This is a genomic window from Streptomyces xylophagus (genome assembly GCF_000716435.1).
Taxonomy (GTDB): Bacteria; Actinomycetota; Actinomycetes; order Streptomycetales; family Streptomycetaceae; genus Streptomyces; species Streptomyces xylophagus.
In genome coordinates, this window is sequence record NZ_JNWO01000021.1 from 95306 (window position 1) to 112488 (window position 17183).

Sequence of the window (17183 nt, forward strand, 5' to 3'; positions counted from 1 at the left end):
CTACTTCATGGTCAGGAACCGCTGCACCAGCGAGGCCAGCAGCACCGCCAGCAGGGGCAGCGAGAACCAGAAACTGCTCTGCAGCCACCGCAGTTGACGCACACTCGGCCGCACCGCGACCCGGACGACCTCGCGGGCCGTCAGCATCAGGATCAGGGCGAGGGCGGCGAGCGCGCCGACCACCGACCACGGCGTCCAGGTGATCTGCGGTCCGATCGGCCCGGGATCGGGCTTGGGGACCGCGCCGGCCGGCTGCTTGCGCAGCGCGTACATGGTCACGTCGTCGTTGACGAGGACCTTCCTCAACTCCTGCCGGTTGTCCAGGTTCTGGATGAGCCGGGACTCCCAGGTCGCCGAGTAGCCCGCGTCCAGCTGGAGTGAGACGACCTGGCTCTTGTTGAGCATCAGATACGAGTTCGGGCCCGCGTCCTTGAGCGCCTTGACCAGGCCGGACACCAGCACCGGGTCCGAAGGGGCCAGCGTCGGCACGTAGTTGACGCGTTCCATGTCCTTCGCGCCCCACGGCATCGCCGGCGTCACGTCGTTGACCGTGTCGTTGCTCAGCCACAGCAGCCGTACCGTCGGCTTGTCGTGGGCGTACACGTAGTTCATGGCGGCGACCTCGCCGGGCCGGACCCGCTCGAAGCCCTCGTTGCCCCAACGGGCCACCAGGAAGCCGCCCATGAGCAGCAGGCCGGCGACCAGCGCGGCCAGCGGGGCGAGGCTCATCCGGTCCTTCTCACGCTCCTTGGCGGTGGCGCCGGTGCGCGGGAAGAGGGCGAGACCGGCGAGCAGGGCCGCGCCCGGCACCGCGAACATGAAGACGCGCAGCGCCATCTCGCCGCCGTAGGACTGCATGCCGAAGCCCAGGAACGGGACGAAGGTGAGGACGAGCAGGGAGCGTTCGCGGTACTTGTGGTCGCGGCGGCGCCACCAGCCCCAGCAGGCGAAGGCCATGACGCCGCCGGCCAGCAGGACCCGGGCGTAGAGGACCAGCTTGTGGGTCGAACTGCCGCCCTGGATACGGCCGGAGACGGAGGTCGAGACATTGCTGCCGACGCCGCCGACCCCGCCGAAGAGGTCGTTGAAGTGTCCCGACCAGTACGGCTCGGCCATGAAGCCGATCCACACCGCGACCAGCACCGCGAACAGGATGGGCAGGCCGCGCAGTTCGGAGCGGCCGATCAGGACGAGGACCGTGAGCACGCCCAGCATCACGAACGGCGTGAGCTGGTGGGCCGGGACGCTCGCCGCGAACAGACCGATCAACACCAGGAGCAGGACGGCCTGTTGGCGTCGGTCGGTCGGTTCGACCTCCGCCTCGCCGGGCCGCATCTTCGTCCACAGGACCTTCGGCGCCCGGAACCAGACCAGGAGGATCGCCACGAAGGTCAGATAGAGGAGGAACGTGAAGCCCTGCGGGGAGAAGTAGTCCTGGCCGACCCAGCCGCTGAGCACGAAGATCCAGATGCCGGTCCACTTCGCCCGCCAGCTCGCCCGCAGCGAGCGCACGAGCAGGAACATCGGTGCCAGATAGGCGAGTTGGATGGCGGTGGGCCACCAGCGGATCACCTCGGTCCAGTCGGTGACCCCGCACGCCCTGCCGACGAACGCGGCCACCGCGAAGAAGCCCGGCCAGCTCCAGCGGGCGTCCAGGTCGGGCACGGCCGACCCGGTGCGGTCGATGTAGTCGATGAACCCGAGGTGCTGCCAGGCCGTCGGGAAGCGCGGCTCGGTCTCGATCACCGCGGGCAGCGCGTGCAGCGAGACCACGGTCGCCAGCAGGGTGATCAGCAGCAGTGCCTTGTGCTCGCGGCCCAGCCACAGCAGTGAGGCGAACACCGTGATCAGCAGCGCGGCCCCGACCAGCGTCGGCAGCGGCAGCACCGAGATCAGGCCGAGCCCGCCCATGCGGTCCAGGTCGGACTCGCCGAGCCGCAGCGCGGGCACCCAGTACAGGAGCAGCGCGGCGACCAGCAGACAGCCGAGCACGACACCGGGGCGCGTGGGCACGAGGCGTTCGCGCAGGGACAACGGGCGGGCGGGCGGCGGTACTTCGGCTTCCCGGGACTCCGTCTCCCGTGCTTCTGCCGCTACGAGCGCAGCCTCCGGTACGACCACCCGGTCGGAGCCGTCGGCGGGTTCGAACGGCGCGTCCACCTCCGGCTCGGTGGACGGACTCAGCGAGGACTCCGAGCCGGGTTCCCGCTCCTCCACGGGCAGTCCCACGACCTCGGACCGCTTGATGCCGAGCGCCCAGGTCGGCCGTTGCTCGCCGGACACGATGGGGGTGCCGGTGGGCGGGGTGCCGGGACCGGGGCGTACGTCGGGTCGGCGTTCCAGGTGGTCGAAGTCCACATGTATGCCGAGCGCGAGGGTGTCGGAGTCGAGCGCCCAGGCCGGGCCCCGCCGACGCGGTGCGGCCGGGACCTCGCGCGCTCCGAGGTCGGCGAGGTCGCCGTCCGGTGCCGCGTCCTCGGGCAGCTCGGCGGGCGGCGCGGCCCTGAGCGTCTTGAAGAGTTTGGGCGCGGCGATCGTCACGATCACCGCGAGGCTGGAGATCTCGGCGACGCCCGCGCCGGTCAGGCCCATGCGGGGGAGCAGCAGCAGCGTCAGACCGAGCACGAGGACGCACAACAGGCCCTGCAGCAGGGCGAGTCCACTGGTGCGGCTCTGCGCGCGCAGCACCGCGAAGTACGTCTCCATGACGACCCGCAGCAGCGCGCCCACCGCGAACCAGCGCAGCAGCGGTGTCGCCGCGTCCGCGTAGCCCGCGCCGAACACGCCCAGGATGTACGGGGCGCCGATGAAGAGCAGCCCGCAGATCGGGAGCATGATCCGGGCCATCCGCTTGAGCGCGGCCCGGGTGTTGGCGGCGATCCGCGCGGGATCGTGCGAGCCCTCGACGGTCAGCGAGGCGCCCATGTTGATGGCGAGCAGGTTGACCGTGCCGCCTATCGTCGTGGTGATGTAGAAGTACGCGTTGTCCTCGGAGCTGACCTGCGAGGCGATGATCACCGGCACGAGGTAGACCACGGCGAGCGAGAACAGCGAGCCGGTGTAGTCCCCGGCGAGGAACCTGCTGATCTCCTTCAGCGTCGGCGGCTTCGCGTGCTCCTCGGTCGCCTTGATGTGCCGGGGCACCAGCCGCCGGAACACCAGCCAGCCGAGCGGCACCACGGAGAACGCGATCGCGGCGACCCACGACACGAAGACACCGCTCGTGGCGAGCGCCGACGCCAGCCCCACGAGCAGCGCCAACTTCACCGCCGAGAACACCGTGTTGCCCACCGGCACCCAGGGCGCGCTGCGCAACCCGGTCAGCACCCCGTCCTGGAGTGTGAGCAGGTTCCAGGCGACGACCGCCACGACGAAGCCGAGCGCGGGGACCGGCCCGTGCAGGAAGCGGTACGAGGGTCCCCAGTCGCTCAGGGTCAGCAGGAAGATGCCGGCCCCGACCGCGACGACGAGCGAACTGCCCGCGTACGTACGGAAGATGAGGCGTCCGGTGGCGCGTCCCGCGACCGGGATGAAGCGGGCCAGGGCGCCCGTCAGGGTCACCGCGGTGAGTCCGGCGAGCAGTTTCATCGCGGCGATCGCCGCCGAACCCTGCCCGACCGCGGAAGGCGAGTAGTAGTGGGCCGCGATCAGCCAGTAGCCGAGCCCGAGCACCGCGGAGATCCCGGTGTTGAGCATCAGGGCGTAGGCGTTGCGGAACAGCGGGCTGCCGCCGGGGGACTTGCCCCTCCCCGGCAGGCGCAGACGGCGCCCCGACTGCTGGGACGCCGCGGGCTCGGGCGTTGCGGCCTGGGTGGTGGTCGTCGTGTCAGACACGGGAACGGCTGGCCTTCCGGCGGACCTGGCGGGCTCTGCGGACCATGGCGTAGCCCTGGGTGAGGGCACGGTCCCTGGCGAAGTTGCGGGCGATCGCACGGCCCTCGACGAGCCGCTCGAACTCCTCGACACCCGTACTGCGGCGCACAGTTACCCGCCGCAAGGCATACGGCCCCTGCCGGCGGCGGGCGAGGTCGTTGCCGACGGCGAGCGCCTGCGCGAACCCGGCCGCGCGCACCGCCTGGCGCACCCGGCGGCTGGAGTAGCCGTACGGATACGCGAACGAGACGGGTACGGCGCCGAGTTCGTCGGCGACGATCTCCTTGCAGCGGACCAGCTCCGCGCGCAGGGAGTCGTCGTCGAGCTGGTCGAGCTGCGGGTGGGTGTGGCTGTGGCCGCCGATCTCGACGTCCGCGCCCGCGAGTTCGCGCACCTGGTCCCAGTCGAGCATGGTGTCCAGGCCGCCCCCGGTGTCGTGGGCGCCCCGGATCCAGCCCGTGGAGACGAACAGGGTGGAAGCGAAGCCGTGTTGGGCCAGTGCGGGCAGGGCGTGCCGGTGCACACCCTCGTAGCCGTCGTCGAAGGTGATCAGGACCGGGCGGTCGGGCAGCGGCTTGCCGGAACGCCAACTCGCGGCCAGATCGGCGGTGTTGATCGGCGTGAAGCGCAGGTCGCCGAGCAGGGCCAGCTGTTCGGCGAACGCCTCCGGTGCGACGGACAGGGCGCGGGTGGCGTCGTTCGGGGAGGTGGCGATCGAGTGGTACATGAGGATCGGCACCGGTGTGTCACTCATGTGCGTCCCCCCGATCGATCCCGACCACTTCGAAAGTGGCCCCGCCCCGTCGTGCCTTGACGCTCCCGACGACATACCCGCCCGCCGCCGTGAACACCCCGGCGACGATCGCGCCCGCCCGGCCCGCACCGCCCGGCCGGGCGAACACGGCGTCCCGCAGCCCGCGCACCACTCCGGCAGGCAGCACCCGGGTCGTGTACCGGCGCTCGGACTCAAGTCCCTTGTCGGCGCCGACACTTCGGGCCACCAGCGCCTTGGAGAGACCCTCGGCGTAGGTACGCGTACGGAAGTACCCGAAGTGCTCGCGCGCCTCGGGCACCCGGTGGTGGATCACCGCCCGGTCGTCGATGAGCAGCACCGCGTCCGGTCTGGCGCGGGTGAGGCGGATGCAGAGTTCCGTCTCCTCGCAGCCCAGCGGACGCTTGTCGCCGTCGCGCCCGATTCCGGTGGCGAAGCCGCCGGCCGCGTCGAACGCCGTACGCCGGAACGAGGCGTTGCCGCCGAGGACGTTGCGCACCCGCACCCGGCCCGGCGGCAGGCCCTTGTACGTGCAGCCCACCACCCAGTCGAACTCCGCGGGGAACCAGGCGGGCCGGCGGCCCGACGCCCAGATCGGCAGCGTACGGCCGCCGACGGCCATCACCCGCGGATCGGTGTACGCCTCGGCGAAGTACCGCAGCCACTCCCGCTCGGCCACGGCGTCGTCGTCGAGGAAGGCGATGACCTCGCCGCGCGAGGCGGCGATGCCGGTGTTGCGGCCGGCGGACAGACCGCGCGGGCCCGCGTTCGCCAGCACGCGGACCTCGCCCGTCTCCTTCAAGTCCTTGTACTCCCTGGTGAGTCGGTCCAGGAGAGCGGGGTTGTGGTCGACGACCAGCAACGTCTCCAGCGCGGGCCGTGACTGCGCCCGCACCGAGGAGACCGCCGCGAGGATGTCCTCCCAGCGGTCCTCGGTGTAGACGCAGATCACGACGGAGATGTCGTGACTGCTCAAGACACCTCTCCCCGGACCGAGTCGACCTGCGAGTCGCGCCGCCGGTCGAGACCGTCGATCATCGTGGAGTGCGAACGGCGGCGCAGCGCACGCCGGTTGGAGCGCTCCTTGAGGATCACCTTGAGCACCCGGATACCGTCCCGCACGGCCCGCAGATTGCTCGTGCCGTGGATACGGAGGTACTCGTGGCTGGGGATCTCCTGCACCTTGAGGCCGGCCTTGACCACCCGGATGTTGATCAGGGTCTCGATCTCGAAGCCGGTGCAGTCGAGGTCGATCTTGTCGAGGCAGTGCCTCCAGAACGCGTTGTATCCATAGCAGAGATCGGTGTAGCGGGCGCCGAACTTGCGGTTGACGATCGTGCACAGCGCCCAGTTGCCGAGCTTGCGGATGAACGTCATGTCGTCCGTGCCGCCGCCGTTGGCGAAGCGCGAGCCCTTGGCGAAGTCCGCGCCCGAGACGAGGGCGGAGACATAGCTGACGATCTCGTTCCCGTCGGCCGAGCCGTCCGCGTCGACCATCACGATGATGTCGCCGCTGCACGCCTCGAACCCGGTGATCAGGGCATCCCCCTTGCCCTTGCCCTGTTGTTCGACGACCTTGACCCCGGGCCACAGCTCGCGGGCCACTTCGACGGTGTCGTCGGTGGAATTGCCGTCCACAAGAACCACTTCGTGGATCCACGCGGGAAGGGTCTTGAAGACGTAGGGAAGATTCTCCGCCTCATTCATGGCGGGAATCACGATGCTCACCGGCGGTGTAATGGCCAGGTGAGAGGAGATGGGCCGGTATTTGGCCGACATTAACGGATCTTGGCCCGATGTCGCTGGGCGCAGAACAGAACTCACGAGTCTGGTCCCTCTCGTCCGGCGGACCGCCCGCCCCTGGGCGGCCCGGCTCTGTGCTCCGGTTCGAAAGGGGGGTTCTCACGGCGACACGGAGAAAAGGATCTCCGTGCACGCGTGGTGAGCTGGCAAAGCTGGTCGACCCCCGAAAGACATGAAAGCCGGCCGCGCGGCACGACTCGGTCACAAGTGCGGTCACCGAGCACGGCACCCCCCTACCGCGCCCCACCCCGGTTCATCGCGGTCCTTGAGCCCTCCCCTAGAGCCGCTCGATGATGGACCAGTGCGGGTGAGATGTACGACGGTATTGATGATTGAACCTGTATGGCAAGACCTGGAACGAGGCCTCACGTTTTTGTTGGTTTGACCGTTACCCTACTTTGTCAGCCGTTGTGCGGCCGTGCATATGCCGCGTGAATACCGATAGCGATATCAGGCCACTGATCGCCGCCACCGCGATGATTCCCCCGTCGATCGACCAGCGATGCACGGCCAGCATTCCCTGGGCCACCAGCATGTCGACGACGACCGCGCCCGCCACCGAAGTGAGAACGCGGCCGAAGGGATCAAGTCCGCGCAGCACCGCGGCAATTGAGGCGGCCGGCGCGGAGAACAGGAAGAAAAGCGCGAACGGCCCGCGCAGTGGTGATCCCGAGTCGATGAGCGCGAGCAGCGCGCCGACTCCTCCCACGGCGACAGCGGCGCCCGCGAGCAGTGGCGTCAGGTCCCTCCCCGGTCCTGACCGCGCACGCTCGACGCCGTCCGTGGAAGCTCTCTTGGTACGTAAGGTCTGCATTGGCGACTTTGCCCCCCAGCGCGCCGGATGCCGGGTTTCAATGTGGCGCAGCCCGACCGGGCACGTCAAGGTGAAAGAGCCGCTTGCACCGGTTCTCGTGCATCTCCGAATGGGTGTTCCCCGGAGGCATCTGCTGCCTCCGGGGAACCGGTGATTCGGTGGGGCGGGTGAGCGTTACGGGACGAGCTTCAGCAGCTTGTTCGGTGAACCGGTGCCCGCGCTGGTCACGACACCCGAAGTGGCGCCGTTCACCAGGGCCGTGGCGACCTGGGCCGGGGTGGACGAGGTGTGGCCCGAGAGATAGACGGCCGCCGCGCCCGCCACGTGCGGGGTCGCCATCGAGGTGCCCGACAGGGTGGCGGTGGCGGTGTCACTGGTGTTGTAGCCCGCCAGGATCGACGAGCCGGGCGCGAAGATGTCCAGTATCGAGCCGTAGTTGGAGTAACTGGCCTTGGCGTCCGTGCTGGTGGTGGCGCCGACCGTGATCGCCGTGGACACCCGGGCGGGGGAGTACGAGGAGGCGTTGGCGCTGCTGTTGCCCGCCGCGACCGCGTAAGTCACGCCGCTGGAGATGGAGTTGGCGACCGCCGTGTCGAGCGAGGTGGAGGCGGAGCCGCCGAGCGACATGTTGGCGACCGCCGGGGTGGTGTGGTTCGAGGTCACCCAGTCGATGCCCGCGATCACGCCGGCGGTCGTACCCGAGCCGCTGTTGTCGAGCACCCGGACCGCCACGATGTTCGCCTTCTTGGCGACGCCGTACGTCGTGCCCGCGATCGTCGTGGCCACATGGGTGCCGTGGCCGTTGCCGTCGGGGGCGGTGGTGTCGCCGTCGACCGCGTCGTAGCCGTACGAGGCACGGCCGCTGATCTGGGTGTGGGTGATCCGGACGCCGGTGTCGATGACGTACACGGTCACACCGCTGCCCGCGCTGTCCGGGTAGGTGTACGTCCCCGACAGCGGCAGCGCGGCCTGGTCGATGCGGTCCAGGCCCCAGGGCGCGCTGGACTGCGTGGTGTCGGTCAGGTGGACGCGCTGGTTCTGCTCCACCGCGGCGACCGCCGGGTCGGCGGCGAGTCTCTTCGCCTCGGTCGCGGTGAGGGTCGCCGAGTAGCCGTTCAGTACGGTGCCGAACGTCTTCTTGACCGTGCCGCCGTACTCCTTGATCAGCCCCTTGCCCGCGGCCGAGGACGCCTTGAGGCCGGCGCTCTTCTTGAGGGTGACGATGTAGCTGCCGTCGACGGCTGTGGGGGAGCCGGCGGCCAGTACCGTGCCCGTGGCCGGGGCGGCCTGGGCGGGGAGTGCGGTGAGCCCGCCGACGAGAGCGGCGGTGGCCGCGCCGGTCATCGCGGCGAGCCGGAGCTTGTTGCTACGCAGGAGTGCCATTACGAGGGAGTCCTCCTCCAGGCGGCGCGCGCCCGGGTCGGCGCGCGACTGTGGGGATGCGCGCGTTGACGCGCGCACGGCCGTGGAGCGTTGCGTTCCGCACCAAGGCTGAGCAAAGCCTCGGTCATGAACCGGTGTGGTTCAAGGGAGTTGACGGCCTGTCACAGAGCTGTCATGAGCACGCAATCAATCTCTCCATTGGCATGGACACTTCCCGCCGGTGCGTGGCACTGCTACCACGGTTGTGGCAGAGATCCTGCTAAGGGAGGTTCCATGAGACGTTCCCGATTTACGGCATACGTGACCTCGCTCCTCCTCGCCGCCGCGCTCGCCCTCACCGGGGCGATGACGGCGCAGGCATCCCAACTCGCCGCCACCGGCGGCTATGTGGCCCTCGGCGACTCCTACTCCTCCGGAGTCGGCGCGGGCAGCAAGATCAGCTCCAGCGGGTCCTGCGACCGCAGCACCAAGGCCTACCCCTACCTCTGGGCGGCCGCCCACTCACCCTCGACGTTCGACTTCAAGGCCTGCTCGGGCGCTCGTACGGGTGATGTTCTCGCCAACCAGCTCGGCACCCTCAGCACCTCGACCGCCCTCGTCTCGATCAGCATCGGAGGCAACGACGCCGGCTTCAGCGACGTCATGACGACCTGCGTCCTGCAGTCCGACAGCTCCTGCCTCTCCCGGATCACCACCGCGAAGGCGTACGTCGACTCGACGCTGCCCGGCCTGCTCGACAAGGTCTACTCGGCGATCAGCGCCAAATCCCCCTCCGCGCACGTGGTCGTGCTCGGCTACCCGCGCTTCTACAAACTCGGCACGACCTGCCTCGGCCTCTCCGCGACCAAGCGCTCCGCCATCAACGGAGCGGCCGACTACCTCGATGCAGCTGTCGCCAAGCGCGCCGCCGACCACGGCTTCACCTTCGGCGACGTACGCACCAAGTTCACCGGCCACGAGATCTGCTCCGGCAGCTCCTGGCTGCACAGCCTCAACCTGCTGAGCATCAGCGAGTCGTACCACCCGACCGCGGGCGGCCAGTCCGGCGGCTATCTACCGGTGTTCACCAGCGCGGCCTGACGTCTCACCCATCAGAGGGCGATGCCGAGTCCGACGCGGAGGCCCCGTCCGACGGGGTCTCCGTCAGGCAAGTCACCGAGAACGGCACCGAGTTGGACGTCGTCTGCACGGGACTGCGGACCTCGACACTGATCTCGTTCGTGAACGTCCCGCTGTTCGTGTACGTCGTCAGGAACACCCTGTCCTGCTTGGTCTTCCCGCCGCCCGACGGGAACGACAGCGTCTTCCAGCCGGGGTTGGAGACCGAACCGGTCTTCGTCACCCACCGGTAGGACACCTCCGCCGGCAACTTCCCCACCGTGATGCTCGCCGTGAACGTCGGCGCCTTCGCGTTCGGCGGCGGACAAGTGCCCGAGTAGTCGGTGTTGGCACCGGCCACCGACGCCTTCACCGACTGCGGAGCCGAGGAGGACTTGCTGGCGCTCGGGCTCGGCGTCTCGCTCGCGGCCGTGGTCTCGCTGCTCGCACTGGGCGAAGTCCCGTCCGAGGGCTGGCTCTTGGGGCTGCTGGTGCCCTTGCCCGCGTCGGCGTCACCGTGGTTCCGGTTCATCAGCGCGTACGTCAGCCCGCCGATCGCCAGGGCCAGCGCGAGCACACCCGCGATGATCACGGCGGCCGCCCGCCGGTTGCGATGCGGTTCGTCCGCGGCCGTCGGCGTCGAGTAGGAGGCGGGCGGCGGTCCGAAGCCCTGCACCGGCTGCGGCGGCGTCCGAGAGTCCTGCTGGGAGAAGGAGTCCTGCGGATACCCCGCCATCGTCGGTGTGTACGGCGCCGTGGGCGCGGTGCTCCCGCGAGGAGTGCCGCCGGCGGCGACGAGCCGTAGATCCTGCTCCGCCTGCTCGGCCGAGATCCGCTGGGCCGGGTCCTTGCGCAGCAGCCCCTCGATGACCGGGGTGAGCGGTCCCGCCAGCTGCGGGGTCGGCAACTCCTCGTCGACGATCGCGCGCAGGGTGCTCAGCGGGGTGTTCTGGCGGAACGGCGAGTGGCCCTCGACCGCCGCGTACAGCAGCACGCCGAGCGCCCACAGGTCGGACTCGGGGCCCGGCGTACGGCCCAACGCCCGCTCCGGGGCGAGGAATTCGGGCGAACCGATGACCTCGCCGGTCATGGTCAGCGCCGAACTGCCCTCGACCATCGCGATACCGAAGTCGGTCAGGACGACCCGACCGTCGTTCGACATCAGCACGTTGGCCGGTTTCACGTCGCGGTGCAGCACCCCGGCGTCGTGCGCGGCCCGCAGCGCGGCGAGCACCTCGGCGCCGATGTGCGCGGTCCGCTGCGGCGTCAACGGGCCCTCGGCGTCCAGGAGATCGGCCAGGGAGACACCCCGGACCAGCTCCATGACGATCCAGGGGCGGCCGTCCTCCGTCGCCACGTCGTACACCGTCACGACGTTGCGGTTGGCGACCCGCGCCGCGGCCCACGCCTCGCGCTCCAGGCGGGCGTACATCCGCTCCACGTCACCGGTCGCCAGTCCGGCCGGCGCGCGCACCTCCTTGACGGCGACCTCGCGTTGCAGCACTTCGTCGCGGGCCCGCCACACGGTGCCCATCCCGCCCTCGCCGAGGGGGGACAGGAGCCGGTAGCGGCCCGCGATCACACGTTCAGTGCCCGGTTCTTCGGGCATGGGTGACTCCCATTCGCATCCGGGCCAATTCTCCACAAACGTAGCTCAGCCGAGTGCGGATGCCGCCCCCTTGAGCACCAGTCCGACCCCGAGGGCCACGACGACCAGTGCCGATCCCAGCGGCAAGGTCCGGCGGACCAGGACGGCCATGGGGCTGGTGGTCCAGCGGGGGCGCCGGTCCAGCACACGGTTCATTCCTGTACCCAGCTTGACGACGGCGAATCCGGCGGCGGTGAGGGTGAGGGCGAGCCCGACGCCGTACGCGACGACGAGCAGCAGCCCGAACCACGCCTGACCCAGCGCGGCGGCCCCCACGAGGACGACCACGGCGGAGGGGCTGGGGACCAGTCCGCCGGCGAAGCCGAGCAGGATCGTGCCGCGCAGGGTGGGGGCGGTCTCGTGGGTGTGGGTGAAGCCGCCGTGGGTGTGTTCCACGGTGCCGTCGTGAGCGTGGCCATGGTCGTGGTCGTGCTCGTGGGGGTGGTCGTGACCATGGCTGTGACCGTGGGTGTGGTCGTCGTCGTGGCTGTGCGGGTGCGGGTGCGGGTGCGGGTGCGCGTGGGCCTCGGTGTGGGGGGACGCGGCTTCGGCGTGTGCGGAGACCAGGACCAGGGCGCGCTCCGGGACCTCGACGGTCTCGTGCTGGTGATCGTGAGGGTGGGGATGGGGGTGCGGGTGTGTGTGTCCGTGCGGTCCGTGTGATCCGTGCCCGTGTGAAGGGGCTTGCGGGCGTGGGCGGTTGCGCCAGGCCCTGCGGAGGAGGTTGCCGCCCGCGAAGAGGACCAGGACGCCGCTCGCGATGCCGAGCCAGGCGATCACCGAGGGGGTCGCGGCGGAGCCGGCCGTGACCAGGAGGCCCAGGGCGATCACGCCGAGGGTGTGGGTGACGGTGACCGAGGCGGCGAGCGGGAGGACGTCCTTGAGACGGGCGCGACCGCCCCGCGCGGCTGCCGTGGCCGCCATCAGGGTCTTGCCGTGGCCCGGGGCGAGCGCGTGCATCGCGCCCAGGGCGATCGCGATGAGCAGGGAGAGAGCGGCGAAGCCGACGGTGAGGTGGTGGCGGGCGACCAGGTTGTTCAGGGCCTCCGTCCAGCGGTCGGCGCCGCGCGGAAGGATGGAGGACGCGGCCGAGTCCGACTGGGACTGGTCGTCGTCGGCGAGGGCCGGACCGCCGGGCCGCGCGCGCAGCGACGCCTTCGTGATGTCGGCCGGTGAGGAGAGCAAGTCCTTGGGATAGCTGGTCAGTTCGTGCGACACCGACTTCTTCGGTACGTCCGACCCGGTGAGCGTCATCCGGTCGGCGCGCGCGGTGATCTCCCGCCAGCCGGGCCCGGTGGTCAGCCCCGCGCTGTGGAAGCCGAGGGTGACGGTGCTGCCCTTGGGCAGCGGTGCTGTCGAACTGCACTCCAGCCGAAGGGTGTTGAGCCCGGCCTGCCCCGGCCGCAGGTGCGCGGTGCTGCTGCCCGGGGTGAGGGCGACCTCACGGCCGTCGACGGTGACCTTGCTGCCCTCGGCGGCCTTGTCGCACCGCTGCCGGGCCCACTCCGTCATGCCCAACTGCTTGATGTCCGGCTTGGCTTGGGTCGCCGGGATCTCGGCGAGGTCCTCGATGTGGGTGACGCGGAGCTTGCCCGGGGCGACGACGAGACCGTCGTAGCGGTTGACGGTGAAGTTGCCGAGGGGGTGCGCGCTCGCCGCTGCCGTGGGGACGAGCAGGAGCGCGCCGGCGGCCGTGAGGACGGCCGCGGCGGAGGCGAACAGGCGCCGCGTGGGCCTCAGTTGCATGCGGCGGGTGGGCTTCGGATGCGTGCGGCGGGTGGTCCTCACTTGGTCGCCTCCAACGCCTTACGGGCCTTGCTCGCGCCCAGCGGTGAGAAGCCCGGGTTCAGCTTCAGGGCCTTGGTCAGGTGGGCGCGGCCGTCGGCCTTGTGGCCGGTGGCGAGTTCGATCATGCCGAGGTGGTAGATGAACGAGGCGTTGTGGTAGCCGGTGGCCGTGGCCTGGCGGGCGTAGGGGAGGGCCTCCTTGTCGCGGCCGTTGACGTGCAGGGCCCAGGCGAGGGCGTCCGCCGTGTGCACGGTGTGGCGGCGGGCCCACTCGGCGCGGGCCGCCTTCAGGGCCGACTTGACGTCCCCGTGGTCGGCCGCGGCGAGCGCGGTGTCCAGGTCGGCGTTGACGCCGTTGGCGCGGGCCAGCGCGATCCAGGCGTCGACGAGGGCGTACTGGTCGTCGGCCTTCGCCTTGTCGCCCTCGGCGCCCCGGCTCTCGTACAACTCGCCGAGTTCCACGAGGGGTTGGGGCAGCGGGTAGCGGGAGACGACCAGCTCCATGCCCTTGATGGCGTCGGCGCGGTCGCCCAGGGCGGCCTGGGCGCGGGCGCGGCCCTCCAGGGCGGGGAGGTAGTTCTCGTCGGCGGCGAGGGCGCGGCCGTAGTAGTCCAGGGCGGTCTTGTAGTCGCCCTGGTTCCAGGCGAGTTGGCCGAGCGTGCCGGCCACGTACGAGATGTCTCCGGGGGAGGAGGCGGCGGCGAGCGCCTGCTCCAGGACCCTGCGGGCCGTGCTGACGTCGCCGCGCAGCTCGTGCACGTACGCGTACCGGGTGAAGACCGGGATGCCGGGCTTGCGGGCATCGGCGAGGTCGGCGGCCTTCGACGCGTCGGCGTAGCGGCCGAGTTCGACGAGGGCGTCGATACGGGAGCACAGGGCGCGCTCGCTGTACGGGTTCTCCTTCAGCACCTCGTCCGCGTAGGTCAGGGCTTCCTTGAACTCGTGCCGGGCCGCGGCGAGCGCGGCGCGGCCCTCAAGGGCGTTCTCGTTATGGGGCGAGATCTTCAGCGACCGCGTGAAGGCGGCCTGCGCCTGCGGGTACCGGGACGGGTCACCCTTCGTCCTCGCCTGCTCCACATACGCCAGCCCGAGCGTCGCCCACCCGTCGAAATCCTTGGGCTGCGTCCTCAGATGAGCCTGCAGCGCGGCGATACTCGCGTCCAGACTCCCACTGGCCAGCAACTCCGGCGACACGGCACTGGACGCGGCCGCGACCCCGGTACCACCGCCGTCCTTCGCCGCCCCGATCGCTATCGCCCCGGCGGTCATCGCCACGGCCAACAGCGCGGCACAACCAGCGAGTTGAACAGCCCGCCAGCGACGGCCTGCGGCGCCTACGCGACGGACGGCGGCGATGCGTTCGTCGTCGGCGTGGGGGAGAGCGGGCGACGCCGGGTGGTCGTCGGGGGCGGTGTGGTGGTGATTGTCGTGGGTGTGGCTGTGGGAGGGGGCCGAGCCGTCGTCGTGGGTGTGGCTGTGGGAGGAGGGCGACCCGTCGTCGTGGGTGTGGTTGTGAGAAGGGGTCGATTCATCGGCGTGGCTGTGGCTGTGGCTGTGGGAGGGCGCCGGTACATCCGCGTTGCCGTGCACGGGAGTTGGGGCCGGGGCCGCGTCGTCGACGGTGGTGGTGGATGTCTCGGGGGATTCGGTGGCGGAGTCCGTACTCGGCCCGTCCGTCGGCTCGTCGGCCGATTCGGTGCCGTGCTCGCCGGTGGTCTCGGCGACGGATTCCGCGCTCCGCTCTCCCGTCGGCTCACCACGGGAGCCCGTGTTCAGGTCTCCCGTCGGCGCGGTGTCGGAACCGGAGTCCTGCTCAGTCCCAGGCCCGGCGGTGGAACCCTTGTCCTGCTCAGCCCCAGGCCCGGCGGTGGAACCCTTGTCCTGCTCAGTCCCAGGCCCGGCGACGGATTCCGAGTCCTGCTCAACCCCGGGCTCGGTGACAGAACCCGTGTCCTGGTCGCCCTCCGGTCCAGTGACCGCCTCCGCGCCGACCCCGCTTCCTGGACCTGTACCCATTCCGTCCCCACCCCCCGACTCCTCGCCCTGCTCCCACAGTCGCTGCCACTCCCGCTCCGCCGCCGCCGGCGTCTCGTTGTCGTTCTCGCGCGGGGCCATGCCGTTCCTCCATCGCCTGGGGTGGTTCAAGTGCCGTATCGCTGAAAGGTGTTGTCACGCAGGGGTGGCGCGGCCCGCACCGTGGGGGAAGGAGCTGTGCGGGCCGCGCCAGTCGGTGGGGTTTAGTACGGGCGGTAGCTCATCCGGCGGCGCCACCACGCGACGCCCGCGCCGATCAGCAGGACACCGGCCACACCGGAGGCCGCCGACGCGACGATCAGCATCATGTTGTCGGTGCTGCCGGCGGACGAACCGGCCGGCTGCAGCGCGTTGCCCAGCTGGCTCTTGACGTCGCTGCTGCCGGTCGTGCCCTTGGCGAGCGGGCCGCGCGAACCCGAGGTCGGCTCGGCGACGTACGGGAAGTACTTCTCGAAGCCCTTGTCGTTCTTGTCGACCGCGTCGCCCAAGTCGTTCTTGGAACCGACGAGTTCACCCTCCATGACCTGGAGCGCCTCGTCGATCACGTCGTCGGTGAGCCGACGCCCGTTCGGGAAGCCCGCGTTGTCGCCGTCCAGGACACCGAGCCGCTTGGGGTGCGCGGTCGGCTTGATCGACGTGTTGAGGCGCAGCATCTCCGACGGCTTCGCGTACGGCTGCTCCGTGTTGAGGCCCTTGACGCCCGTGAGGAACACGCTGACGAGGTCGTTGCGCGGCTCGCTCGGCGCCTTGATCTTGTAGATCGACTCGATGAGCTTCGGGATCTCGGGCTCGGTCACGTTCTTGAGGAACTGCGCGTCGTCCTTGGGCTCGGACGCGTTGAACTTGTCCTTGTCCTTCTGCGGGTTGACGACCTCGTTGACCAGCGGGTTGCCCAGGCGCGAGACCTGCGTGTAGTAGCCCTTGGCGTTCTTGCGCTGGGTCGTGGAGTAAATACCCACGGTCGGACGGGACTTGGACTGCCGGATCAGGTCGTTCGGCACCTGGAGGGCGATCGTGTTGACGTTGTAGCCCTTGAGGGTGTCGTTGCCGACCTCGGTCAGGTTGCCGCCGTACAGCAGGTCGAAGACGCGCAGGTCGGCGAAGAACGGGTCGTCGGCCTGACCGGCGAAGGTCGCGCCGCCGTTCGACGTCTTGTAGATCGCCTGCGAACGCAGCTTGGCGTAGTCCGGCATCGACGCGTCGCCGACGTCCGAGGGCGCCGCCGGGATGTCGTCGGCGATCTTGGTCTTGTAGACCTGCTTGCCCTTCTTGAGCTTGATGAGCTCGACGTCGTACGACTGCGTGATGTTGAGGTCGGGGTCGGTGAGGCTGGTCACCGGACCCGTGTTGTAGAGGAACGTCTTCTTGTTCTTGATCTGCGTCTTGAAGGTGTAGCGGAAGATGAAGTCGTCCAGTGCGTCACCGTTGTTGTCGATGTGCAGGTCGTACTGGGCGTCGTCCGCGAACTGGTAGAAGTTCGGGCCGCCGGCGGGCTCCTCGAACGGGATCCAGTTCGCCACAATGGTGGTGGTGTCCGGCTTGTCCGGACTCACGAACGCGTAGAGGTCCGTGTTGTCGTACTGCGGAGTCCCGGAGATGAGGGGGGCCTCCCGGTGGGAGGAGGCCGAGGCCACTCCCGGTTCCAGCGCGGCCGTACCGGCGGCTGCGAGCCCCCCGGTGGCCAGCGCGCCGCATACGAGGGCCGCGAGCTTCCTGCGTCCCGCACCGCTCCTGGAGATAGGTGTCATGCCGTCCGTCCTCAGTGCCAACTTGCCTGACGCACGGGGATTCGGAGCTGGTGCCGGGCCGGATTGGTCGAATCTGAAAAGTTTTTTTGGTGGACTGCAATCTCAGGTCGTGACCCGCGTTTCAAGTCCGCTGATCCGTAACCCATCCTTAGGGGCGTTCGCTACGAACGCCTGGTGTGACGGGATGCGAAGTGACGGACCGCGTGCGGTCGAAGAGGAGGGG

Annotated in this window: 11 protein-coding genes; 1 reads left to right on the top strand and 10 read right to left on the bottom strand. The window is 69.8% G+C overall.

Annotated features, from left to right (window positions below; all coding sequences use genetic code 11):
* The 6 genes from OO70_RS36760 to OO70_RS36785 all read right to left on the bottom strand — a co-directional run bounded on the left by OO70_RS36760 (position 1) and on the right by OO70_RS36785 (position 8645).
* Entirely contained in the window at positions 1–3834 is a 3834-nt protein-coding gene (locus tag OO70_RS36760; protein WP_043681357.1) for a lipopolysaccharide biosynthesis protein, read from the bottom strand.
* Complete coding sequence (locus OO70_RS36765) at positions 3827–4627, bottom strand: polysaccharide deacetylase family protein (protein ID WP_043681360.1); 801 nt, start codon at positions 4625–4627, stop codon at positions 3827–3829. The genes OO70_RS36760 and OO70_RS36765 overlap by 8 nt, the downstream gene beginning before the upstream one ends.
* The gene (locus tag OO70_RS36770; RefSeq protein WP_043681362.1) at positions 4620–5621 is read right to left on the bottom strand and encodes a glycosyltransferase family 2 protein; all 1002 of its coding nucleotides are present in this window, start codon (positions 5619–5621) and stop codon (positions 4620–4622) included. Before OO70_RS36770 ends, OO70_RS36765 begins: the two co-directional genes overlap by 8 nt.
* Entirely contained in the window at positions 5618–6469 is an 852-nt protein-coding gene (locus tag OO70_RS36775; protein WP_043681365.1) for a glycosyltransferase family 2 protein, read from the bottom strand. The genes OO70_RS36770 and OO70_RS36775 overlap by 4 nt, the downstream gene beginning before the upstream one ends.
* Positions 6470–6836: 367 nt before the next feature.
* Positions 6837–7157 carry a hypothetical protein gene (locus OO70_RS36780; protein WP_043681367.1) on the bottom strand — a complete coding sequence of 107 codons (321 nt, stop codon included), beginning with the start codon at positions 7155–7157 and terminating at the stop codon, positions 6837–6839.
* 279 nt (positions 7158–7436) lie between these two features.
* On the bottom strand, positions 7437–8645 hold the full coding sequence (locus tag OO70_RS36785; RefSeq protein WP_043681370.1) for a S8 family peptidase: 1209 nt from the start codon (positions 8643–8645) through the stop codon (positions 7437–7439).
* Positions 8646–8918: 273 nt separating this feature from the next.
* On the opposite strand from OO70_RS36785, the gene OO70_RS36790 reads away from it, so the two are divergent.
* Positions 8919–9725, top strand: coding sequence for an SGNH/GDSL hydrolase family protein (locus tag OO70_RS36790; protein ID WP_043681373.1), 807 nt, complete (start codon positions 8919–8921; stop codon positions 9723–9725).
* A gap of 4 nt (positions 9726–9729) precedes the next feature.
* On the opposite strand, the gene OO70_RS36795 is transcribed toward OO70_RS36790, so the two are convergent.
* The 4 genes from OO70_RS36795 to OO70_RS36810 all read right to left on the bottom strand — a co-directional run bounded on the left by OO70_RS36795 (position 9730) and on the right by OO70_RS36810 (position 16960).
* Positions 9730–11352, bottom strand: coding sequence for a serine/threonine-protein kinase (locus OO70_RS36795; RefSeq protein ID WP_043681376.1), 1623 nt, complete (start codon positions 11350–11352; stop codon positions 9730–9732).
* 45 nt (positions 11353–11397) lie between these two features.
* The gene (locus tag OO70_RS36800; protein WP_051742007.1) at positions 11398–13137 is read right to left on the bottom strand and encodes an urease accessory protein UreH domain-containing protein; all 1740 of its coding nucleotides are present in this window, start codon (positions 13135–13137) and stop codon (positions 11398–11400) included.
* A 38-nt stretch (positions 13138–13175) separates the two neighbouring features.
* Positions 13176–15293 (bottom strand): tetratricopeptide repeat protein, encoded by a 2118-nt coding sequence (locus OO70_RS36805; protein WP_043681379.1) that lies wholly within the window; start codon positions 15291–15293, stop codon positions 13176–13178.
* 122 nt (positions 15294–15415) lie between these two features.
* Positions 15416–16960 carry a DUF4331 domain-containing protein gene (locus tag OO70_RS36810; protein WP_043681382.1) on the bottom strand — a complete coding sequence of 515 codons (1545 nt, stop codon included), beginning with the start codon at positions 16958–16960 and terminating at the stop codon, positions 15416–15418.
* Positions 16961–17183: the final 223 nt, after the last annotated feature.

What these genes read in the sequence shown, in the direction of transcription:
- OO70_RS36785 (WP_043681370.1), bottom strand. Translation starts at nt 8,645, where the DNA reads ATGGCACTCCTGCGTAGCAACAAGCTCCGGCTCGCCGCGATGACCGGC.
- OO70_RS36795 (WP_043681376.1), bottom strand. Translation starts at nt 11,352, where the DNA reads ATGCCCGAAGAACCGGGCACTGAACGTGTGATCGCGGGCCGCTACCGG.
- OO70_RS36805 (WP_043681379.1), bottom strand. Translation starts at nt 15,293, where the DNA reads ATGGCCCCGCGCGAGAACGACAACGAGACGCCGGCGGCGGCGGAGCGG.
- OO70_RS36800 (WP_051742007.1), bottom strand. Translation starts at nt 13,137, where the DNA reads ATGCAACTGAGGCCCACGCGGCGCCTGTTCGCCTCCGCCGCGGCCGTC.
- OO70_RS36810 (WP_043681382.1), bottom strand. Translation starts at nt 16,960, where the DNA reads ATGACACCTATCTCCAGGAGCGGTGCGGGACGCAGGAAGCTCGCGGCC.
- OO70_RS36765 (WP_043681360.1), bottom strand. Translation starts at nt 4,627, where the DNA reads ATGAGTGACACACCGGTGCCGATCCTCATGTACCACTCGATCGCCACC.
- OO70_RS36790 (WP_043681373.1), top strand. Translation starts at nt 8,919, where the DNA reads ATGAGACGTTCCCGATTTACGGCATACGTGACCTCGCTCCTCCTCGCC.